This window comes from Streptantibioticus silvisoli, from assembly GCF_027947535.2.
Lineage (GTDB): Bacteria > Actinomycetota > Actinomycetes > Streptomycetales > Streptomycetaceae > Streptantibioticus_C > Streptantibioticus_C silvisoli.
In genome coordinates, this window is record NZ_JAAGKO020000011.1 from 109,329 (window position 1) to 131,632 (window position 22,304).

Consider the following 22,304-nt stretch of genomic DNA (forward strand, 5'->3'; position numbering starts at 1 on the left):
CTGGGGAACGCGTACGGGTCGCCGGGGAACGCGTGCCGTACCGCCGGGGAGCGCTGCGCGCGTCAGGTGCGGGCGTGCTCGCGTTCGCGCGCGTGTCCGGCGCGGGCCTCGCGGCGGGAGGCCAGCAGGCTGGTGGCGGTCGTGACGGCGAGGACGCCGACGATGACGCCGAGCGAGACCGGCGTGGAGATCTCCGGCACGCCCACCCCGGACTCGTGCAGCGCGTGCAGCACCAGCTTGACGCCGATGAAGCCGAGGATGACCGACAGGCCGTACGACAGGTGCACCAGCCGCTTGAGCAGGCCGCCGAGCAGGAAGTACAGCTGGCGCAGGCCCATCAGCGCGAAGGCGTTGGCGGTGAAGACGATGTACGGGTCCTGGGTCAGCCCGAAGATCGCCGGGATGGAGTCGAGGGCGAACAGCACGTCGGTGGTGCCGATCGCCAGCATCACGATGAGCATCGGCGTCACCAGCCGGCGGCCGTTCACCCTGACGACCAGCCGGGTGCCGTGGTACCGGTCGGTGGCCGCGACCCGCTTCTCGAACGCCTTCAGCAGGCGGTTCTCCTCGTACTCCTCGGGCTCCTCGCGCTCCCGGTCCTCAGCACCCTCGTCGTGATCGTCCTCATCGTGTCCGTCCTCGTCGTGAACGTCGTGACCGTGGTGAACATCGCGATCGTGCCCCTTGTGCGCCGTGCCGGACCGCGCCTCCTGGATGAGCTTCCAGGCGGTCCACACCAGGAACGCGCCGAAGACGTAGAAGATCCAGGAGAAGCTGGCGATCATCGCCGCTCCGGCCGCGATGAAGACCGCACGCAGCACCAGTGCGATGAGCACACCGATGAGCAGGACGCGTTGCTGGTAGATGAGAGGCACCGCGAACTTCGTCATGATCAGGACGAAGACGAAGAGGTTGTCGACGCTGAGGGATTTCTCGGTGATGAACCCGGCCGCGAACTGCCCGGCCGCGCCACCCCCGCCGAAGACCAGCAGCCCTCCGCAGAACAGCGCCGCCAACGCCATCCACACGGCGGTCCAGACAGCCGCCTCCCGGATCGAGACCTCGTGCGGCTTACGGCCGCCGATGAGGAAGTCGACGGCGATGAGGGCGCACAGACCGAGGATGGTCAGTACCCAGAGAGTGAGGGACACGTCCACTCCCGAAACAGTACAGGCGAACCCAATAGCCGGTAAAGCAGTGCCCAAGGCCCCAGGTCACAGGCGCGCGATGCAGCGGTGTGCGCCCCCTTTCACGCCCCTTCGCCAAGTCGCGCGCCCCCGGTGATCACGTCCAGCACCTGGTCCAGCACCCGCCCGGTGTCCGGTGGCAGCGACGGCTCGTAGGTCCAGGCGTGCCCGACCCACGGATCGGCGAGGTGGTCGTCCGGCAGCGGGGACAGCCGCAGCAGCGACCGCCACATCGGATCGAGCACCGGGCCGAACCGCCGGGCGTCCGCCGGGTCCGCGACCACCATCAGGTGCACCCCGGCGGCCGGTCCCTCGTCGGCCAGGTACCGCAGCAGGCTGACCGCCCGGTCGTCGACGTCGTCCGGGATGCCGCCGAGCACCAGCAGCCGCTCCCCCGGTTCGCCCGCGCCGGCCGCCGCCGGGTCCAGTCCCGCGCGCACCGCCATCGCGACCAGGTCGGCGTGCCGGACCATCTCCTCCAGCGCCGCCGGGACGTCCGCCCGTTGCCGCAGCGCCCCGGTGCGCGCCAGCGGTGCGAACGCCGTCGCCAGCGTGCCGCCGGGGTCCGCCAGATGCACCGTGAGCCCGCCGGCCGGGTGGGACGCCAGCAGCCGCACCGCGAGCGCGGCCGCTGTGGCACCCGCCCGGTACAGCGCCGTCCCGGCGTCCTGCGGGGTCAGGCCGGCGTAACCGGTACCGGTGTCGATCCACACCCCGCGCTCCAGCGGCAGCCGGGCCAGCAGCGGCAGCCGCAGTTCCGGCACCTCCGGCAGGTGTACGTCGCCCAGCCGCACCGCCATCGGTACCGCCGGCGGCGACCGGTACCCGTGCCACACCGGGCTCTCCCAGGCGGCGAAGGCCGGCGGCAGCGCCGGCTCGACCACCTCGGACTCGGCCGTCAGCTGCCGCAGGTCGTGGTCCAGCACGGCACGCGCCCGGTCGGCGAGTTCGTCACGCCGCGCCCGGGCCCGTTCCCGCGCCGTGTCGGCGGCCGGCCCGAGACGGGTCGCCGGGTCGGCCAGCACCGCGTCCAGTTCCCGGTCCAGCCGCGCCTGCGCGAAGTCCACCGCCGACCGGTACGCCGCGATCCGCCGCGCCAGGTCCTCCCGCATCGCCGCGACCTGGCCGAACAGCCGCTCCTCCAGCGTCCACCCCGGCGCGTCCCCCGCCACCGGCCCGCCCTGCTCCGGCCGGTCCGCCGCGCCGGCCCGCTGAGCGGGCACCACGGCGCCGGACGGCGCCCTGTGCGGCGCGGCGGCGGACGGTGGGGCCGTCTTGGGATGCGTGGCGAAGGGGGGCGACGGCGCCGCCTTGGGGGCTGCCGGGGCTGCCGGGGTCGCCCGGGGGGTTGCCGGGGCCCGTCGAGGCGCCGGGGCCGCCGGAGGCGTTGCGCGGGCCGTCGGGGCCGTCAGCAGGCGTTCGGCCTGGCGGGCGGGGTCCGGGACACCGTGGTCGGCCAGCATGTGTGCCAACCCGTCCGCGTAGCCCTGCCCGACCGCCCGCAGCCGCCAGGCACCGTTGCGCCGGTAGACCTCCAGGACGGCGACCGCGGTTTCCGGACCGAGCCCGGTCAGCGCGAACGCTCCCACCCGCGAACCGTCCGCACCGGTCACCACCGCGTGCGGCGCCGGCGCGACCGCGCCGAACCGCCCCGCCGACGCCCCGCCCGGCAGCGCGAGCAGGACCGTCAGCGACTGCGGGGGCGCCGGACGGGCGTCCGGCGAGGGGGCGGCGGGGGCGCGGTTCGCGGAGGAGTGGTTCGCGGACGCGCGGCCGGAGGGGTTTTCCGCCGGAGGGGTACCGGTGCCGTTTTCGTCCGCCCGGGTACCGCTGCCGGTGCTGTTGCCGAGCCCTGCGGTGTACGTGACGATTTCCGGCGCCGCAGTACGGGTGCCGTCCTCGGACACCGCGGTACACGTCACGTTTTCCCGTAGCGCGGTATACGTGCCGTCTTCGGAAGCTGCGGTGTACGTGCCGATTTCCGATGCCGCGGTACGGGTGCCGTCTTCCAGCGCCGACGTACACGTCATGTTTTCCGGCGCAGCGGTACACGTACCGTTTTCCGGCGTCCCGGTTCGCGCCACCGCTTCCAGCGCGGCCGGGGCGATGACGACGCGGTGTTCGCCCGGCGTGAGCTGTTCGACGGTCACACCGGGCAGGGGTGGTCCGCCGGACGGGGTGAGCCGGGGCCGGATGCCCGGGCCGGCGATGATGACGGCCACCACGGCCGGGACCGCGCAGGCGATCCGTATCTCGACCGGGGTGTGCGGCAACGGAACGTTCTGGCCTCGCAGCAGTCCGGGCGCCATGCTCGCCACCCGCCTCTCCCTCGTGCGCCGCCGGGTTACAGGGGTCCGGGTCCGCTACAGGTGCGAACCGATGGCGGGCATCAGGTCCTTGAACGTGCGGCCGGCCGCCGGCGCCCCGATCGCGGTCATCGCCCAGCCGTCGCCGGACCGGTGGACCTTCGCCATGATCTGCGCGGTGTAGGGGCCGCCGCCGGTGAGGGTGTGGCGGGCCAGTTCCTGCCCGTTGGTCTCGTCGACCAGGCGGCAGAACGCGTTCTCCACCTCGGCGAACGTCTGGCCGGTGAAGGAGTTGACGGTGAAGACGATCTGGTCGACGTGGACCGGGACGCGTTGCAGGTCGACCAGGATCGACTCGTCGTCGCCGCCCTGTCCCACCCCGCCGACCAGGTTGTCCCCGGTGTGCCGGACCGAGCCGTCGTTGCTGATCAGGTGCTGGAAGAAGACCACGTCGACCAGGTCACCGGCGGCGAACAGCACGGCGGAGGCGTCCAGGTCGATCTCCCGGGTACGGCGGCCGAACAGCCCGCGGCGCGGCGCCGCCTGCCAGCCCAGCCCCATCCGTACGGCGGACAGCGTGCCGCCCCCGGACTTCGTCAGACTGACCTGCTGCCCCTTGGCCAAGTTCACCGTCACCGGACATCCCTCCCACGGCCGTTCCCGCCGCTGTGCCGCTGCGGCGCTGACCTGCAACCCTACGCAGACTTCGGCGCACCGCACCCGTCCGTGAGCGGGTTTGTGGCGGTCCTGATACGCGCGGACCGCGCCGCAGGGGTCGACACGGGCGTGTCCGAGGCCCGTTGGGGACCGCTGCGGCCGGGCCGGAGGGGTCAGGCGATGCCGGCCTCCTTCATCTGCCGCAACTCCTTCTTGAGTTCACCCAGCTCGTCCCGCAGCCGGGCCGCCACCTCGAACTGCAGCTCGGCGGCGGCGGTGTGCATCTGGTCGGTCAACTCCTGGATGAGGTCGACCAGTTCGGCCGCGGGCAGGCTCTTGGCCGTGCTGCGGCCGCCGGACTTGGCCGACAGTCCCGGCACCGGCGCCTTGCCGCGCGACCGCTGGCGCCCGGAGCCGAGCAGTTCCTCGGTGTCCGCGTCCTCGCGGGCGAACGAGTCGAGGATGCCGGCGATCTTCTTGCGCAGCGGCTGCGGGTCGATGCCGTGCTCGGTGTTGTAGGCGATCTGCTTGTCGCGGCGCCGGTTCGTCTCGTCGATGGCACGTTCCATACCCGCGGTGATCCGGTCGGCGTACATGTGCACCTCGCCGGAGACGTTGCGCGCCGCGCGGCCGATGGTCTGGATCAGCGAGGTGCCGGAGCGCAGGAAACCCTCCTTGTCGGCGTCGAGGATCGCCACGAGCGAGACCTCCGGCAGGTCGAGGCCCTCACGCAGCAGGTTGATGCCGACCAGGACGTCGTACTCGCCGGCCCGCAGCTCGCGCAGCAGCTCGATCCGGCGCAGCGTGTCGATGTCGCTGTGCAGGTAGCGCACCTGGATGCCCAGCTCCAGCATGTAGTCGGTGAGGTCCTCCGACATCTTCTTGGTGAGCGTGGTGACCAGCACGCGTTCGTTGCGCTCGGCGCGCACCCGGATCTCGTGCACCAGGTCGTCGATCTGGCCCTCGGTGGGCTTGACGATGACCTGCGGGTCGATCAGGCCGGTGGGGCGGATGACCTGCTCGACGTAGGTGTCGGAGCGGGACAGCTCGTAGGGGCCGGGGGTGGCCGACAGGTAGACGGTCTGGTCGACCCGGCCGAGGAACTCCTCCCACTTCAGCGGCCGGTTGTCCAGCGCGGAGGGCAACCGGAAGCCGTGGTCGATCAGGGTGCGCTTGCGGGAGGCGTCGCCCTCGTACATCGCGCCGATCTGCGGGACGGTCTGGTGGGACTCGTCGATGACCAGGAGAAAGTCCTCCGGGAAGTAGTCGAGCAGCGTGTTGGGCGCGGTGCCCGCCTCGCGGTCGTCGATGTGGCGGGAGTAGTTCTCGATGCCGGCGCAGGAGCCGATCTGCCGCATCATCTCGATGTCGTACGTGGTGCGCATCCGCAGCCGCTGGGCCTCCAGCAGCTTGCCCTGCTTCTCCAGGGTGGCGAGGGTGGTCTCCAGCTCCTTCTCGATGCCGGCGATCGCGCGTTCCATCCGCTCGGGACCGGCGACGTAGTGCGTGGCGGGGAAGACGTACAGCTCGGTGTCGTCGGTGATGACCTCGCCGGTGAGCGGGTGCAGGGTCGACAGCGCCTCGACCTCGTCGCCGAACATCTCGATGCGGACGGCGAGTTCCTCGTAGACCGGGAAGATCTCGATGGTGTCGCCGCGCACCCGGAAGGTGCCGCGGGTGAACGCCACGTCGTTGCGCGCGTACTGGATGTCGACGAAGCGGCGCAGCAGCTGGTCGCGGTCGATCTCGTCGCCGACGCGCAGCCGGACCATGCGGTCCACGTACTCCTGCGGGGTGCCCAGGCCGTAGATGCAGGAGACGGAGGCGACGACGATGACGTCGCGGCGGGTCAGCAGCGAGTTGGTGGCCGAGTGCCGCAGGCGTTCGACCTCCTCGTTGATGGAGGAGTCCTTCTCGATGTAGGTGTCCGTCTGCGGGACGTACGCCTCGGGCTGGAAGTAGTCGTAGTAGGAGACGAAGTACTCGACGGCGTTGTTGGGCAGCAGTTCGCGGAACTCGTTGGCCAGCTGGGCCGCGAGCGTCTTGTTCGGGGCGATGACCAGGGTGGGGCGCTGGAGCTCCTCCACCATCCAGGCGGTGGTGGCGGACTTGCCGGTGCCGGTGGCGCCGAGCAGCACGACGTCCTTCTCGCCGGCCCGGACGCGCCGGGCCAGCTCGGCGATGGCCGTGGGCTGGTCGCCGCTGGGCTGGTAGGCGCTGACGACCTCGAAAGGGGCCACCGTGCGCTCGATGTCTGTTACGGGCCGCATGTCATCACCGTACGACCTGGCACTGACAATCGGCGTCCGACCACCTGCCGGCCACCCCCGGCACCGCCGTGACCTGCGACGACGGTCCCGGATCGGGAATTGTCCGCGGCACCCGCTACGTTGTCGATCACGGGGCCGCACGGCCCCGCCCGGCCGTACCGCACGGAGGACGTCATGCCCATGCCCACTCCCGACTTCGAGTGGATCTTCACCGAGGGCCGGACGTTCACGTTCCCCGAGGACGACCAGGCCGGGGTGATCGGGCTGATGTCCGGTGGGGAGCTGGCGCTGCCGACCGGCCGGGTCGCCGCCTGCGACCCCCTGGTGACGCTGGGCGAGGAGCTGGAGGGGTTCACCGCGACGGTGCCGCCGGGGCGCTATCCGGTGTCGGTGGCCGTGGTGACCATCGGCGATCCGGCGGCCGCGGAACCGCACCAGCGGGTCGCGGCGGCCCGGCTGGTGATCAAGGACGTGCCGCCGGTGAGCTGGGACATGGCCCTCCAGCCGGAGCAGGAGCTGACGGACCTGACCGACGACGAGTTCTACGGCTACGGCGTGGACGCGGGCACCGGCTGCTTCGCGGACGCGAGCGTCGACAGCCGCTTCGCCGGCGGGCAGGGCGCGGAGGACTCGCAGCTCTTCGACGCGATCAACGCGGCCGGCTGGACCGCCCGGCCGATCAACCACACCGACCCCGCCACCGGCCAGCAGGTGGTGGTCTTCTTCAGCGGCTGGGGCGACGGCGCCTACCCGACCTGGGTGGGCCGGGACGCGTCCGGCGAGGTGTGCTGCTTCGTCACGGACTTCTTCGTCGTCCCGCCGGAGGCCATACCGGGCGCTGTCGGCGGCGGAGCCTAGGGTGGGCCGTATGACGACTTCGGCGACCGCGCCGGGCGGCGGGACCCCCGCCGCAGAGCCGCCCGCGCAACGGCAGCCCGCCGGCGGCACCACCGTGCGCTGGACCGTGCTGGACGACATGCCGATCGGGCCCCTGCTGGTGGCGGCGACGCCGCAGGGGCTGGTCAAGGTGGAGTTCCGGGCCGGTGAGCGGGCGGTGCGGTCGGTGCTGGGCCGGCTGGCGGCGCGGTTCGGCACCGAGCCGGTCCGGGACGACGCGCCGGCCCCGGACAGCGTGCTGGGCCGCGCGGCCGCCGAACTGCGGGCCTACTTCGCCGGGACGCTGCGTGACTTCACGGTGCCGCTCGACTGGTCGCTCAGCGGCGGCTTCAACCTCAGGGTGCTGCTGGAACTGGCGGCCTCGGTGCCGTACGGCGGCGTCGTCGGCTACCAGACGCTGGCCGACCGGGTCGGTGAGCCCGGCGCCGCCCGCGCGGTGGGCGTCGCCATGGGCTCCAACCCGCTGCCCGTCGTGGTCGCCTGCCACCGCGTCGTGGAGTCCAACGGCAACCTGGGCGGCTTCGGCGGCGGCCTGCCCATCAAGCGCCAGCTGCTGGCCCTGGAGGGCGTCCTGCCGGAACCGCTGTTCTGACGGGCGCCTTCGTCCGCCCCGCTCACGCCCCGCCCTCCCCGCGGTCCCCCCGGTCCTCGAAGTGGGCGGCGGCGAGGAACTCGGGGTTGGGATCGAGGGCGGCGGCCAGGCGGTAGTGGCGCTGGGCCTCGGTGGGGCGATTGGCGCGGGTGAGGGTGCGGGCCAGGGCGAAGTGGGCGAAGGCGTTGTCGGGCTCGCGCTCGATGACGACCTGGAATTCCAGCTCGGCGGCCCGCAGCTGGGCGCCCAGGAAGAAGGCCCGGGCCCGCAGCAGGCGGGCCGCGGTGTTCTCCGGGTGGGCGGTGATGACGGGGTCGAGCAGCTTGACGGCGCCCCGCGGATCGCGGGCGGCGAGCAGCTGCTCGGCGGCGCGGTAGTCGATGACGTTGGTTTCCGGGCTGCGCTCGGCCACGTATACCTCCTCGCGGCGGCGATCTGTCGCCTTTCAGGAATACCCAACCGGCACCCCGCCAATCGCATTCCCCGGCGCCCGGACGCCGGCGTACCGATGGGCTGCACCCACGTTCGGTGACCCGGATCACGCAACCCGCGTGCCGTCGGCGGACTCCTAGGCAGGGGGGAGTCCAACCGAACGGAGCATCAGATGATCGGGCCGAACCGGCCGCAGTGGTACCGCAGGCACCTGCTGGGGGTGGCCGCCGCGGCGGGGGCCGGGGTGATCACGGGCTGCTCGCCGCAGGCGGCACCGGGCGGCGCGGGCCACACCCCTGCCGCCGGACACGCGGACGGCAGCAACGCGACCGCCCGGGAGAACGCGCGGCCCGGCGACCGGGACTGGCGGCTGCGGCGGCTGGGCGCGGACCGGGCGGTCGAGGGGTACGCCGACCGGGTGAGCGTGCTGCCGGGTGAGGCCTTCCACCTGCACGTGTCCACCACGGCGGCGGCGTTCCGGGCCGAGGCGTTCCGCATGGGGTGGTACGGCGGCGCCGGGGCGCGCAAGGTGTGGCAGTCGCCGCGGGTGACCGGTGCGCGCCGCAGCGTCCCGGGGCCGGCGGGGGCGACCCGGACGGTGACGGCGGGCTGGCAGCCGTCGCTGCGGGTGCCCACGGCGGGCTGGCCGGAGGGGGCGTACCTGATACGTCTGACCGCGGACGGCGGCGCGCAGCGGTACGTGCCGCTCGTCGTGCGGTCGGCGCGGACCGACGGGAAGCTGGTGCTGCTCCACGCGACGGCGACCTGGCAGGCGTACAACACCTGGGGCGGCCACAGCCTGTACCAGGGGCCCGGCGGCAAGGCGGACTACTCCAACCGGTCGCTGGCGGTCAGCTGCGACCGGCCGTTCGACGGCGACGGGGCGAAGCTGTTCCTGACGTACGAGCGGCCCGTGGTGGCGCTGGCGGAGCGGCTGGGGCTGCCGGTGGCGTACGTGACGGGCATGGACGTCGACCGGGAGCCGGGGCTGCTGCGCGGGGCGCGCGCGGTGGTGTCGCTGGGGCACGACGAGTACTGGAGCCCGGCGATGCGCGAGCGGGTGACCGCGGCGCGGGACGCCGGGACGAACGTGGCGTTCCTCGGGGCGAACGCGTGTTTCCGGCGGATACGGCTGGAGGCGGCCGACAGCGGTGACCGGCGGCTGGTGGTCTGTTACAAGACGGACTGGCAGCGGGACCCGCTGTACGGCAAGGACGACGCGGCGGTGACCGCCGACTGGCGCGAGCCGCCGGACGCACGGCCGGAGAGCTCGCTGACCGGGGTGCTGTACGAGTCGAACCCGACGAGCGCCGCCTACGTGGTGGCCGATCCGGGGCACTGGGTGTTCGCGGGGACCGGGGTGCGGCGCGGGACGCGGTTCGCGAACCTGGTGGGCACCGAGTACGACCGGGTGAATTCCGGGCCGCTGACACCGCGTCCGATCCACATCGTCGCGCATTCGCGGCTGGTGTGCCGGGGCGTGCGGACGTTCTCGGACTCGGCGTACTACACGACGCCCGGCGGCGCGGGAGTGTTCGCGACCGGCACCATGCGCTGGGTGGAGTCGATGACCGGCAACGGCGCGCACGGGATCGCGCGGCACACCGCACGATTCACCGGCCGGGTGACGGCGAACGTACTGCGGGTCTTCGCAGCGGGACCGGCCGGGACGCCACACCCGGCGCAGGACAACCTGGCGGACTTCCACCCGTTCGACGGCGACCCGACCTGGGCCCGCAAGGACCTCTGGTAGCGGCTGGCCGCCCCGGACCGGCGGGCCGGTGCCCAGGGCGCAGGTCAGGTGCCCACGGCCCCCGGCCGGCGCTCACGCGCCCACGTACGGCCGTCCTGCGCCCGTGCCGCGGCCAGGGGCCGGACCCCGGCCGCCGACAGCCTCAGTGCCCGGCGCGGGCGCGCAGTTGGTCCCACACGCGCCTGACGCGGGGTTCGAGGGCTTCGAGCGGGCCGTCGTTGGCGATCACGAGGTCGGCGATGGCGAGCCGCTCGTCGCGGCCGGCCTGGGCGTCCATCCGGGCGCGGGCCTGTTCGGGCGTCATGCCGCGGACGGCCACCAGCCGTTCGAGCCGGGTCTCGCGGGACGCGTCGACGACGACCACCAGGTCGTAGTGCGGGGCGAGGCCGCTCTCGGCCAGCAGCGGCACGTCGTGCACGACGACGGCGTCGGGCGCGGCGGCGGCCTCCAGTTCGGCGGCGCGGCGGCGGACCAGCGGGTGGACGATGACATTGAGCGCGGCGAGACGTTCGGGGGCGCCGAAGACGAGTTCGCCGAGCCGGGGGCGGTCGAGGGTGCCGTCCGCGGCGAGCACGCCGGCGCCGAACTCCTCGACGACCGCGGCCAGTCCGGGCGTGCCCGGCTCGACCACCTCCCGGGCGATCCGGTCGGAGTCCACGATGACGGCACCGTAGGACCCCAGCAGCCGGGACACCTCGCTCTTGCCGGCGCCGATCCCGCCGGTCAGGCCCACCTTCAGCATGCGGTCAGCCTACGGCCTGCGGTCATGCCCCGGTCAGCCGCCGTCGCCCTCCCGTTCGGCGAGGAAGCGTTCGAACTCGGCGCCCAGGTCGTCGGCGGACGGCAGGTCGGCGGCCTCGGCGATGAGGCTCTCGCGGCTGCCGGCGCCGGCCAGCGCGTCGTACTGCGCCTCCAGGCCGCGGACGACGGCGACCAGCTCGGCGTCGCCCTCGGAGATCTGCCGTTCGATCTCCACCTGGACGGTCTCGGCCTCGGCGCGCAGGGCCTGGGCGATGTCGGGCAGCACCAGGCCGGTGGCACCGGTGACGGCCTCCAGGACGGTCAGCGCGGCATCCGGGTACGGCGAGCGGGACAGGTAGTGCGGCACGTGGGCTGCGACACCGAGCACGTCGTGGCCGCCCTCGGTCAGGCGCAGCTCCACCAGCCCCTCGGCGCTGCCGGGCACCTGCGCCTCGTCGAACCAGGCGCGGTGGCCGGGCACCAGGTCGGTGCGGTTGCCGTGCGGGGTGAGGCCGACCGGGCGGGTGTGCGGCACGCCCATCGGGATGCCGTGGAAGTTGATCGCCATGCGCACCCCGAACTCCTCCACCAGCTGCTGCACGGCGGTGGCGAAGCGCTCCCACAGCACGTCCGGCTCGGGGCCGGCCAGCAGCAGGAACGGGGTGCCGGTGCTGTCGTGGGTGAGGTACAGCGCCAGCTCGGGCGTCTCGTAGTCGGCCCACCGGTCGCGCCGGAACGTCATCAGCGGCCGTCTGGCCCGGTAGTCCAGCAGGCGGTCCACGTCGAACCGCGCGACCAGCTGGTGGTCCAGCCGGCCGAGGAGCTCGGTGATCAGCTGCTCGCCGGTCTCACCCGCGTCGATGAAGCCGTCCAGGTGGTACAGCAGCACCAGCCCGTCGGCGACCACGGCCTCGACCGCCTCGACCCCGTCCGGCTCGAACTCGTACAGATCCCGCGCTTCCAGCAACGTCAACGCTCCTTCTTCGTCTCCCCCGCGTCAACACGGGCCCCCGCAGGGGAATTCCCCCGCCCGGCCGCTCCGCACACGGCACGTCGACCGGATGACCGGTATGAACGGTCTTGACAGCTGTTGGAATCCCCCGACGGGAAGGTTCGACGCGGCGAACGCTCCCGACCATATATGCGCGATACATCAGCCTTCCCCGTGTCGTCACGAAGGGACCTCAGGCCGTGCCGCACCGATTCGCAGGACGTCCGGCGTCCCGGCGTCTGAGGGCGCCGCTGGCCGCCGCGGCGGCGGTACTCCTGCTCGTCGTGGTGCCGCACCTGCCGGATCGTCCGCCGCGTCCGGTACAGCGGCTCACCGACCTGGTGAACCCGTTCATCGGATCACGCGACGAGGGCAACACCTTCCCGGGCGCGACCGTGCCGTTCGGCATGGTGCAGCTGTCACCGGACACCGGGCATTCGACGGGTTACGACTGGGGGCAGGGCCACATCCGGGGGTTCAGCGCGACGCACCTGTCGGGGGTGGGGTGCCCGGCCGGCGGCGACCTGCCGGTACTGCCGACGACCGGCGCCGTGACGCGTACCGACGACGCGCGGTACGCGGCCGCCTTCCGGCACGCCTCGGAACGGGCGTCGCCGGGGTACTACCGGGTCGGCCTGGAGTCGTACGGCGGTATCACCGCGGAACTGACGGCGACCACCCGGACCGGCTGGCAGCGCTACACCTTCCCCGCCACCGAACGGGCCAACGTGATGCTGGACGCCGGGCAGGCGCTGCACTCCGTGGTCTCCAGCCGGGTCACCGTCCTGGGCGCGCGCACCGTGGCGACCGCGATCACCGGGCGCGGCTTCTGCTGGGGGACCCTGCCGTACACGCTGTACACCGTGACGCGGTTCGACCGGCCGTTCACCGGCTACGGCACCTGGAGCGGCCCGGCGGTGACGCCCGGGGCGCGGAGGTCGGCCGGGCCCGGGCTGCGGGGGGCCTACGCGCGGTTCGACACCCGACGCGGGCGCCGGGTGACAGCGGTGACCGCGCTGTCGTGGGTGAGTACGCGCGGGGCGCTGGCGAACCTGGCGGCGGAGGGCCGCGGCGGCTTCGACGCGACGGCGCGGGCGGCCCGTGACACGTGGCAGCGGCGGCTGTCGGCGGTGCGGGTGACCGGCGGGAGCGACGGACGGCGGCGGGTGTTCTACTCCGCGCTGTACCGGGCGTTCCTGGCGCCCAGCACCGGTACGGACACCGACGGCGCGTACACCGGCTGGGACGGGCGGGCGCACCGGGCGCGGGGGTTCACGTACTACCAGAACTGGTCGCTGTGGGACACCTACCGCACCCAGGCGCAACTGCTGTCGCTGGTGGCGCCGGCCGAGTCGCGGGACATGGCGCTGTCGCTGCTGCGGGTGCGGCGCGACAGCGGGCGGCTGCCCAAATGGGGTTACGCGACGGTGGAGACCAACACGATGACGGGCGATCCCGTCACACCGTTCCTGGTGAACGCCTGGGCGCAGGGCCTGCTCAAGGGGCACGAACGCGAGACGTACGCGGCGCTGACCTCCGAGGCGGGCGAGGCCCCGCCGGCCGACACCGCCTACGAGGGGCGCGGCGCCGACAAGGCGTACCTGTCCGACGGGTACGTGCCGCTCGATCCGTCGGAGGTCGGCGCACCGGGCGACCCGGACACCTCACGGGCGGCGTCGGCGACGCTGGAGTACGCGCTGGGCGACGCCGCGCTGGCCACCATGGCGGACGCCCTGGGCAGGCCGGCGGACGCGGCGCGGCTGCGGGCCCGCGGACAGGACTACCGCAACATCCTCGACCCGCGGACCGGCTGGTTCCGCGCCCGCGGCCCCGGAGGCACGTTCACCGGCCCGGGGGGCCCGTCGGCCGGCACCGGGTTCCACGAGGGGACCGCCGGGCAGTACGCGTGGCTGGTGCCGCAGGACCTGCCGGGCCTGGTCAGCGCGCTGGGCGGCCGGGCGGCGGCACGGCGGCGCCTCGACGCGTTCTTCGCCTACGACCGGTTGCGGGCCGACCCGGCCGGGACCGCGCGGAAGGTCTGGGTCAACGGCCCGTACGCGTACTACGCCCGGACGACGTACAACCCGCAGAACGAGCCCGACCTGACCGCGCCCTACGCGTACCTGAGCACCGGTCAGCCGTGGAAGACGACGGACGTGGTGCACGCGGCGTTGACGCTGTTCACCGACGCGCCGGACGGGGTGACCGGCAACGATGACCTGGGCACGATGTCGTCGTGGGCGGTACTGGCGTCGATCGGGATGTATCCCGTGATGCCGGGGACCGCGATGTGGGGGCTGACGACGCCGGTTTTCTCCCGGGTGGACCTGACGCTGGACCGGCGCTACTACCCGCGCGGCCACTTCACGATCACCGCGCCCGGCATCTCGGACGGCGCGCGGTACGTGCGGTCCCTGTCGGTGGGCGGCACGCCGAGCACCGCCAGCTGGATCGGCACCGAGGACGTGCGGGCCGGCCGCGACCTGGACTTCACCGTGGGCACCGCGCCGTCCGCCTGGGGTACCGGCGCGGCTGACGCGCCGCCGGCCGTGGACGGCGTGCCGGTACCGCAGCGCCGCGCGGCGCTGTCCGTGCTGCCGGGGCGTACCGCGGCGGCCCCCGGGCGTTCGGTGCGGCTGACGGCCGCCGCGGTCTTGACGGCACCGGGAACCGCGGCGGGCACGGTCACCGCCTCGGCGGCCGGCGGCCTGACGACGACGGTCCGCGGCGGCCGGATCGCGGCGTGGTCCGACGACCTGCCGGCCACCACGGTCGTCGCGGTCGACGTCGGCGTCCCGTCCGGCACGGCCGACGGCACGTATCCGGTGACGGTACGACTGGCCGGGCCCGGCGGCACGACCGCGGTGCGTACCGTGCCGGTGACCGTCGGTGGGGGCTTCGCGCCGCCCGGTGGGCCGTAGGAGCGCCTGCGGGGCGGCCCGGGCCCAAGGGGGTCGCCCGCCGGTCCGGAGGGACGCGAGAGGCCGCCTGCGACGCGTTGCGCGGGGAGCGCCCGGGGGAAACGGGATCGGCGCCGGGAAACGGGCGAGGCCCGCCCCCCGAGGGGAGCGGGCCTCACTTGCGTGCTGGGGACCGAGCGTCAGCTCTGGCCGCCCGCCAGCTTCTCGCGGAGCGCGGCGAGCGCCTCGTCCGAAGCGAGCGCACCGGAGTTGTCGGCCGACTCCGAGGAGTACGAACCGCCACCCAGACCGCTGGCCGCCGGCGCGGCGGCGGGGCCACCCTCGGCGGCAGCCTGCTCGTCGGCCTCGCGGGACTTGACGACCTGTGCCTGGTGCTGCTCGAAGCGGGTCTGCGCCTCGGCGTACTGGCGCTCCCACTCCTCGCGCTGCTTCTCGTAACCGGGCAGCCAGTCGTTGGCCTCCGGGTCGAAGCCCTCGGGGTAGATGTAGTTGCCCTGGTCGTCGTAGGACGCGGCCATGCCGTACAGGGTCGGGTCGAACTCGACCGCGGACGGGTCCGCGCCGAAGGCCTCGTTCGCCTGCTTCAGCGAGAGGCTGATGCGGCGGCGCTCCAGGTCGATGTCGATGACCTTGACGAAGATCTCGTCGTTGACCTGGACGACCTGCTCCGGGATCTCCACGTGGCGCTCGGCCAGCTCGGAGATGTGGACCAGGCCCTCGATGCCCTCGTCGACGCGGACGAACGCGCCGAACGGAACGAGCTTGGTGACCTTACCGGGGACGACCTGCCCGATCTGGTGGGTCCGGGCGAACTGCTGCCACGGGTCTTCCTGGGTCGCCTTGAGCGACAGGGAGACGCGCTCGCGGTCCATGTCGACGTCCAGGACCTCGACCGTGACCTCCTGGCCGACCTCGACGACCTCGGAGGGGTGGTCGATGTGCTTCCAGGACAGCTCGGAGACGTGCACCAGGCCGTCCACGCCACCCAGGTCCACGAAGGCACCGAAGTTGACGATGGAGGAGACGACGCCGGAGCGCACCTGACCCTTCTGCAGGGTGGTGAGGAAGGTCTGACGCACCTCGCTCTGGGTCTGCTCCAGCCAGGCACGGCGGGACAGGACCACGTTGTTGCGGTTCTTGTCCAGCTCGATGATCTTGGCCTCGAGCTCCTTGCCGACGTACGGCTGGAGGTCGCGGACGCGGCGCATCTCCACGAGGGAGGCGGGGAGGAAGCCGCGCAGACCGATGTCGAGGATCAGGCCGCCCTTGACGACCTCGATGACGGTACCGGTGACGATGCCGTCCTCGTCCTTGATCTTCTCGATCGTGCCCCAGGCGCGCTCGTACTGAGCACGCTTCTTGGACAGGATGAGGCGACCTTCCTTGTCCTCCTTCTGGAGAACCAGGGCCTCGATCTCGTCACCCACGGCGACGACCTCGTTCGGGTCGACATCGTGCTTGATCGAAAGCTCGCGGGAGGGGATGACGCCTTCGGTCTTGTAACCGATGTCGAGCAGGACCTCGTCCCGGTCGACCTTCACGATGACGCCGTCGACGATGTCGCCGTCGTTGAAGTACTTGATCGTCTCGTCGATCGCGGCGAGGAAAGCTTCCTCGTTACCGATGTCGTTGACCGCCACCTGCGGGGTGGTACGAGGGGCCTCGGTGCTGCTCGTCATTAGGGAAAGGACTCCGGTGCGGACAGTAAGTCGTAGGTACTGCTACGCCGGGAGCCCGTATCGCTTCTGCCGATTCCGGACAGCTTCGAGATGGTGGACCGGAATGAACCGGACACCACGTCAACAACTGAGGGATCTGTGGCAGACGCGAGCGCGACCTGCTCCGTCCGAGGCGCGCAGGCCCGCAGCGCAACTTGTAGCATACGGGGGCGGCCGGAGCGGGTCAATGCACGAAGAGCGCACCTGGGACACCAGCACCCAAAACCGGCACAACCCGCAAGCCACAGGTCGATCAGTAGGGTACGACGAACCCCCCGATGAACCAAGACATTCCCGCCTTCAACGCGCCCGACGACCGGCCGGACCTGCCGGACGACCTCGACGAACCCGAGGCCACCCGCCGCACCGCGGACCCCGGCGAGACCAGCACCGCCAACCGCGGCTGGTGGGACCGCAACGCCGACGAGTACCAGAGCGACCACGGCGCCTTCCTCGGCGACGACCGCTTCGTCTGGGGCCCCGAGGGGCTGGACGAGGCCGACGCCGCCCTGCTGGGCCCGGCCGCCGCCCTGACCGGACAACGCGTACTGGAGATCGGCTGCGGTGCCGCGCAGTGCGCACGCTGGCTGGCGGGGCACGGCGCCCGGCCGGTGGCGCTGGACCTGTCCTACCGCCAGCTCCAGCACGCCCGCCGGATCGGCGAAGGAGCCTGCGACGGTGACGAGGCCGACGCCGGGGCCCCCGGCGGCTTTCCCCTGGTGCAGGCGGACGCCGGCGCCCTGCCGTTCGCCGACGGCTCGTTCGACCTGGCCTGCTCGGCCTACGGCGGCGTGCCGTTCGTCGCCGACTCCGCCCGCGTGATGCGCGAGGTCGCCCGGGTACTGCGCCCCGGCGGCCGCTGGGTGTTCTCCGTGACGCACCCGATCCGCTGGGCCTTCCCCGACGAACCCGGCCCCGAGGGCCTCACCGCTGGCGCCTCCTACTTCGACCGCACGCCCTACGTCGAGCAGGACGACGACGGCCGCGCGGTGTACGTCGAGCACCACCGTACCCTCGGCGACCGGGTGCGGGAGATCGCCGCCGCCGGACTGCGCCTGACCGACCTCGTCGAGCCGGAGTGGCCCTCCTGGAACGACCAGGAATGGGGCGGCTGGTCCCCACTGCGCGGCCGCCTCTTCCCCGGCACGGCGATCTTCGTCTGCGTGAAGGACTGACGTGTAGGGGGGTTTGGGGGTTTAGGGGCTCGGGGGCTCGGGGCTGACGTATTACGTGGGTTCGCGCGGCTGACGTGTACGGGGGATCGGGGGATGCGGGCGGCCGACGTATACGTGGGTCGGGAGACACGGGCGGCCCCGACGTATACGTGGGTCCGCAGGGCTGATGTACACCGGGGCTCAGGGGGTGCGGACGGCCAACGTATACGCGGGTCAGGAGACACGGACGGCCCGACGTATACGTGGGTCCGCGCGACTGACGTACCCGTGCGCTCGGCGACGCTGACCCTATGACGTGCGCCTTCGCGGCCCGACGTACACCGTGGGCTCAGGGACGCGAACGGCCGACATACACGGGCGCCAGCATGGCCGGCGTACACGTGCGCCCAGGAACGCGGCCCGGCCTACGTACACGCGAGCCCGCGCAGCCGACGTACACGCAGCACTCGACGGTGCGAACGGCTGCCGCGCGACGTGACGACACGGTGCGAACGGCTGCCGCACGACGTGACGACCGCCGTAGCGACGTCATAGCGCTCGGCCGCGCGGTCACTACCCTTGCGGCGTGATCCGCGACGAGGCGTTCGAGCTGCCGGTGAGGAGCGCGCTGCCCGCATTGCGGACGGCGCTGGAGACGGGCGGTACCGCGGTGCTGGCGGCGCCGCCCGGTACCGGCAAGACGACGCTGGTACCGCTCGCGCTGGCCGGGCTGGCGGACGGCGGGCCGGTACGGCGGGTGCTGGTCGCCGAGCCGCGGCGGATGGCGGTACGGGCGGCGGCCCGCCGGATGGCCTGGCTGATGGGTGAGGACGTGGGACGCCGGGTCGGGTTCACGGTGCGCGGTGAGCGCCGGGTGTCGGCCGGGACGGTCGTCGAGGTGGTCACGACCGGCGTACTGCTGCGGCGTCTGCTGCGCGATCCGGAACTGCCGGGCGTCGACGCGGTGATCGTCGACGAGTGCCACGAACGCCACCTGGACGCCGACACCGCGATGGCGTTCCTGCTCGACGTCGTCGCGACGCTGCGGCCGGAGCTGGCGCTGATCGCCGCGTCCGCGACCGGCGACACCGCCGCGTGGTCGCGGCTGATGGGCGGCGCGCCGGTGGTGAGCGCGGCGGGGACCGCGCACCCGGTGGAAGTGGTGTGGGCGCCGCCGGCCGCGACGGTGCGGCCCGCGCACGGCACCCGGGTCGATCCGGCCCTGCTGTCCCACGTGGCCGAGGTGGTGCGCCGGGCCCTGCGGGAGCGCGAGGGGGACGTGTTGTGCTTCCTGCCGGGCGTCGGCGAGATCACCCGGGTGGCGGGTCTGCTGGGATCGCCGTCCGGGGTGGACGTCGTGGCGCTGCACGGGCGGATTCCGGCCGCCGCGCAGGACGCCGCGCTGTCGCCCGGTGTCCGGCGCCGCGTGCTGCTCGCGACGTCGGTGGCGGAGTCGAGCCTGACGGTGCCGGGGGTGCGGGTCGTGGTGGACTGCGGGCTGGCCCGGGAGCCGCGTACCGACCACGCGCGGGGTCTGGGGTCGCTGGCCACCGTGCGGGTGTCGCGGGCGGCGGCGACGCAGCGGGCGGGGCGGGCCGGCCGGGAGGCGCCCGGCGCGGTGTACCGGTGCTGGGCGGAGGCGGAGGACGCGCGGGCGCCGCGGTTCCCGTCGCCGGAGATCGCGGTGGGCGACCTGGCGGAGTTCGCGCTGCGCGCCGCCTGCTGGGGTGATCCGGACGCGAGCGGGCTGGCGCTGCCGGACGCTCCGCCGGCGGGCGCGCTGGCGGCGGCTCGGGCGACGCTGCGGGCGGTGGGCGCGGTCGGGGCCGACGGGCGGGTGACGGCGCGCGGCACGCGGATGGCGGGGCTCGGTCTGCATCCGCGGCTGGCGCGGGCGCTGCTGGACGGTGCGGAACGGGTCGGGGCGCGGCGGGCGGCCGAGGTCGTCGCGCTGATCGCGGAGGAGCCGCCGCGTGGCCATGGCGACGATCTGGCGGGGGTGTGGCGGGCCGCGCGGCAGGGTGGCGACGGCTACGCGTCCTGCTGGCGGGCGGAGGCCGGGCGGCTGGCGTCCTCGGTGACCGGGCGGTCGGGTTCGGGTGAGGCAGCGGGCCGGGACGTGCTGGGGGACGACGCGGTGGCCGGGCTGATCGCGGCGCTGGCCTTCCCCGAGCGGGTGGCGCGGCGGCGTGGTGGCGCTTATCTGATGGCGTCGGGGTCGGCGGCGGAGCCGGGCGGTGGTACACGGCTGGGCGGCGCGGAGTGGATCGCGGTGGCGGTGGCGGACCGCACGGCGGCGTCGGCGGTGGCACGGGTGCGGTTGGCCGCGGTGATCGACGAGGGCACGGCGCGTTCAGCGGCGGCGTCGATGGTGGAGCGGTGCGAGGAGGTGGCCTGGGACGGCGGTGACGTGGTGGCCCGGCGGGTGGAGCGGCTGGGGGCCATCGAGTTGTCCACGCGGCCGTTGCGGGCCCCGGACCGGGCGGCGGTGCGCGGCGCGCTGGTGGAGGGGCTGCGGGCGGAGGGCACCGGGTTGCTGCGCTGGAACCGGGACGCGCTGGCGGTGCGGGAGCGGATGGCGTTCCTGCACCGCGAGTTGGGGGCACCGTGGCCCGCGGTGGACGAGGCGGCGCTGCTGGAGCGTTCCGCCGAATGGCTCGGGCCGGAGCTGGCGGCGGCGCGGCGGCGGGCGGACCTGGAACGGGTGGACGCGGGCACGGCGCTGGCCCGGCTGCTGCCGTGGTCGACCGGTCAGGCGGCCCGGTTCGGCGAGCTGGCCCCGGAACGGATCGAGGTGCCGAGCGGTTCACGCGTCCGCGTCGACTACGGCGGGCCGCAGCCTGTGCTGGCGGTGAAACTCCAGGAGTTGTTCGGGCTGCGCCGCACGCCGCGGGTCGCGGACGGCCGGGTGCCCGTGCTGGTGCACCTGCTGTCGCCGGCCGGGCGCCCGGCGGCGGTCACCGCGGACCTGGAGTCGTTCTGGCGGGACGGCTACCGCGCGGTGCGGGCGGAGCTGCGCGGCCGCTACCCGCGGCACCCGTGGCCGGAGGATCCGGCGGCCGCCCAGCCCACCCGTCGGACGAACACGCGGCGTTGAGGCGTACCGATGCCTGACGTCGAACGTGAGAACGCCCGGCGTTGAACGTAAGAATGCCCGGTGCCGAGACGTACGGATGCCTGGCGCCGGAGTGTGCCGACGCCAGGCATCGAGGTCGTACGGGCCGGATCAGGAAGCGGACGGGCTGACGCCGCTGGGGCTGACCGAGGGGGTGGTGGTCGGCGTCGGCGAGGGCGACGGGGAGCAGGAACCGCTGGGCGACGGCGAGGCGGTCGGCGGAGCGGACACGGGCGGGGTGGGGGTGGCCGTCGGCGTGCCGGTGGGCGTCGGGCAGCCGGTGGGCGAACCGGTGGGGCTCGGCGAGCCGGTCGGGCTGCCGGTGGGGCCGGTACTCGGCGAACCACTGCCGGTCGGCGTGCCGGAAGGCGTCGTCGAGGCGCTGGGTGACGCGCTCGCCGTGGGCGTGCCGGAAGGGCTGCCGCTGGCGGAGGGGCTGGGGTGCGGGGTGCGGCTCGGCGTGGCGGACGGCGTCGGGCTCGGCGAGCCGCTGGGCGTCGCGGAGCCGGACTGCGAGTCGTCGCCCGGCAGGGTGACGCCGGTGCCGACAGCGCTGTCGGGCACCTCGGAGACGTGGTCGCGGAAGTAGTCCAGCCACGACAGGACCGTACGCAGATACGCGTCGGAGTGGTTGTAGCCGAGGATCGCCCGGTTCACGTTGGCCTGCTGCGACAGGTCGCCGCCGACCGCGCACAGGTAGTCGCCGGCGGCCAGGGCCGCGTCGTACACGTTGTCCGGGTCCTTGACGCCGTCACCGTTGCCGTCGGCGCCCCAGGAGGCCCAGGTGGACGGTATGAACTGCATCGGGCCGACCGCGCGGTCGTGCACCGGGTCGCCGTCCCATCTGCCGCCGTCGGTGTCGGTGATGTCGGCGAACCCGTTGCCGTCGAGGACCGGGCCGAGGATCTTGTGCAGCGTGGTCCCGGCGAGGTTGACGTCGCCGCGCTCCGCCTGGCCGGACTCCACCTGGCCGATGGCCGCGAGGAGTTGCCACGGCAGGTGGCAGCCGGGGCGGGTACCGGCCAGGACGGTCTCGGCGTGCCGGTAGGCGGCGAGCACGGTGGCGGGAATACCCGCGGTGGTCGGCCCGCCGGCCGGGGAACCGGACACGGGGTCGGGGTTCGCCTTGGGGGCGCCCGACGGGGTCGAGGCGGACAGCGGCGGCAGAGTGGTGATGTAGTCCGGCGAACCACCGTCGATCTGCGTGCCGGGCGGCACATCGGGCACCGAGGTCTCATGGGCGGCGCCCATGGCCAGTCCCGGTGCCTGCGAAGCGGTCAGTGCCGCCATCGCGGCCGCGGCCACCGCGGTCCCGGCAGCACCCTTGCGTATCCGTCGGCCGAACCCCACAGCCATGCGCCGATTCCCTCCCGTACCGCGTGATGTCGCCGGTCACCGGACCGCCGCCACGCGTCGTCATCGCCGTCTGCACCGCCACGCTCGTCCGCGTGGCAACAACGGACCCTACGTCAACTCGGTGACGGGATCTACCGTGCGTAGCCCCGTTGGCCGGGAACAAGGCCGTGAACAGTGTGACAACGGGACCATGCGGCACGGGAAGGGCATGATG

Annotated in this window: 15 protein-coding genes; 6 read left to right on the forward strand and 9 right to left on the reverse strand. The window is 73.4% G+C overall.

Features of this window, described 5'->3' with window-relative positions; translation table 11 throughout:
* Window positions 1-62 precede the first annotated feature (62 nt).
* The 4 genes from POF43_RS10635 to uvrB all read right to left on the reverse strand — a co-directional run bounded on the left by POF43_RS10635 (window position 63) and on the right by uvrB (window position 6,420).
* Window positions 63-1,157 (reverse strand): TerC family protein, encoded by a 1,095-nt coding sequence (locus POF43_RS10635; protein WP_271325030.1) that lies wholly within the window; start codon window positions 1,155-1,157, stop codon window positions 63-65.
* 92 nt (window positions 1,158-1,249) lie between these two features.
* Complete coding sequence (locus POF43_RS10640) at window positions 1,250-3,496, reverse strand: TerD family protein (RefSeq protein WP_282704529.1); 2,247 nt, start codon at window positions 3,494-3,496, stop codon at window positions 1,250-1,252.
* Window positions 3,497-3,550: 54 nt separating this feature from the next.
* Window positions 3,551-4,129 (reverse strand): TerD family protein, encoded by a 579-nt coding sequence (locus POF43_RS10645; RefSeq protein ID WP_271325074.1) that lies wholly within the window; start codon window positions 4,127-4,129, stop codon window positions 3,551-3,553.
* A 194-nt stretch (window positions 4,130-4,323) separates the two neighbouring features.
* Complete coding sequence (gene uvrB, locus POF43_RS10650) at window positions 4,324-6,420, reverse strand: excinuclease ABC subunit UvrB (RefSeq protein ID WP_271314323.1); 2,097 nt, start codon at window positions 6,418-6,420, stop codon at window positions 4,324-4,326.
* 174 nt (window positions 6,421-6,594) lie between these two features.
* Here uvrB and POF43_RS10655 point away from each other — a divergent pair, with 174 nt between their 5' ends.
* Complete coding sequence (locus POF43_RS10655) at window positions 6,595-7,278, forward strand: DUF4241 domain-containing protein (protein ID WP_271314322.1); 684 nt, start codon at window positions 6,595-6,597, stop codon at window positions 7,276-7,278.
* A 10-nt stretch (window positions 7,279-7,288) separates the two neighbouring features.
* A complete protein-coding gene (locus POF43_RS10660; RefSeq protein ID WP_271325075.1) occupies window positions 7,289-7,909 on the forward strand; it encodes a methylated-DNA--[protein]-cysteine S-methyltransferase in 621 nt (206 codons plus the stop codon).
* 22 nt (window positions 7,910-7,931) lie between these two features.
* On the opposite strand, the gene POF43_RS10665 is transcribed toward POF43_RS10660, so the two are convergent.
* Window positions 7,932-8,321 carry a tetratricopeptide repeat protein gene (locus POF43_RS10665; RefSeq protein ID WP_271314320.1) on the reverse strand — a complete coding sequence of 130 codons (390 nt, stop codon included), beginning with the start codon at window positions 8,319-8,321 and terminating at the stop codon, window positions 7,932-7,934.
* 192 nt (window positions 8,322-8,513) lie between these two features.
* Between POF43_RS10665 and POF43_RS10670 the strand changes: the two genes are divergently transcribed.
* Window positions 8,514-10,094 (forward strand): N,N-dimethylformamidase beta subunit family domain-containing protein, encoded by a 1,581-nt coding sequence (locus POF43_RS10670; protein ID WP_271323980.1) that lies wholly within the window; start codon window positions 8,514-8,516, stop codon window positions 10,092-10,094.
* 142 nt (window positions 10,095-10,236) lie between these two features.
* Here the strand turns inward: POF43_RS10670 and coaE are convergent, their stop codons facing one another.
* Both coaE and POF43_RS10680 read right to left on the reverse strand, forming a co-directional pair.
* Window positions 10,237-10,836 carry a dephospho-CoA kinase gene (gene coaE, locus POF43_RS10675; RefSeq protein ID WP_271314318.1) on the reverse strand — a complete coding sequence of 200 codons (600 nt, stop codon included), beginning with the start codon at window positions 10,834-10,836 and terminating at the stop codon, window positions 10,237-10,239.
* 33 nt (window positions 10,837-10,869) lie between these two features.
* Entirely contained in the window at window positions 10,870-11,802 is a 933-nt protein-coding gene (locus tag POF43_RS10680) for a PAC2 family protein (protein ID WP_271314326.1), read from the reverse strand.
* 263 nt (window positions 11,803-12,065) lie between these two features.
* Here POF43_RS10680 and POF43_RS10685 point away from each other — a divergent pair, with 263 nt between their 5' ends.
* Entirely contained in the window at window positions 12,066-14,747 is a 2,682-nt protein-coding gene (locus POF43_RS10685; protein ID WP_372515957.1) for a GH92 family glycosyl hydrolase, read from the forward strand.
* A gap of 179 nt (window positions 14,748-14,926) precedes the next feature.
* Here POF43_RS10685 and rpsA read toward each other — a convergent pair whose 3' ends face one another.
* Window positions 14,927-16,426 (reverse strand): 30S ribosomal protein S1, encoded by a 1,500-nt coding sequence (rpsA, locus tag POF43_RS10690; RefSeq protein ID WP_271314317.1) that lies wholly within the window; start codon window positions 16,424-16,426, stop codon window positions 14,927-14,929.
* Between the two features lie 317 nt (window positions 16,427-16,743).
* On the opposite strand from rpsA, the gene POF43_RS10695 reads away from it, so the two are divergent.
* Window positions 16,744-17,640 (forward strand): class I SAM-dependent methyltransferase, encoded by an 897-nt coding sequence (locus POF43_RS10695; RefSeq protein ID WP_271323981.1) that lies wholly within the window; start codon window positions 16,744-16,746, stop codon window positions 17,638-17,640.
* Window positions 17,641-18,205: 565 nt separating this feature from the next.
* Entirely contained in the window at window positions 18,206-20,716 is a 2,511-nt protein-coding gene (gene hrpB / locus POF43_RS10700; RefSeq protein WP_271325477.1) for an ATP-dependent helicase HrpB, read from the forward strand.
* A gap of 129 nt (window positions 20,717-20,845) precedes the next feature.
* Here hrpB and POF43_RS10705 read toward each other — a convergent pair whose 3' ends face one another.
* Window positions 20,846-22,090: a lytic transglycosylase domain-containing protein gene (locus tag POF43_RS10705; RefSeq protein WP_282704524.1), complete on the reverse strand. Its 1,245-nt coding sequence runs from the start codon at window positions 22,088-22,090 to the stop codon at window positions 20,846-20,848.
* Window positions 22,091-22,304 lie beyond the last annotated feature (214 nt).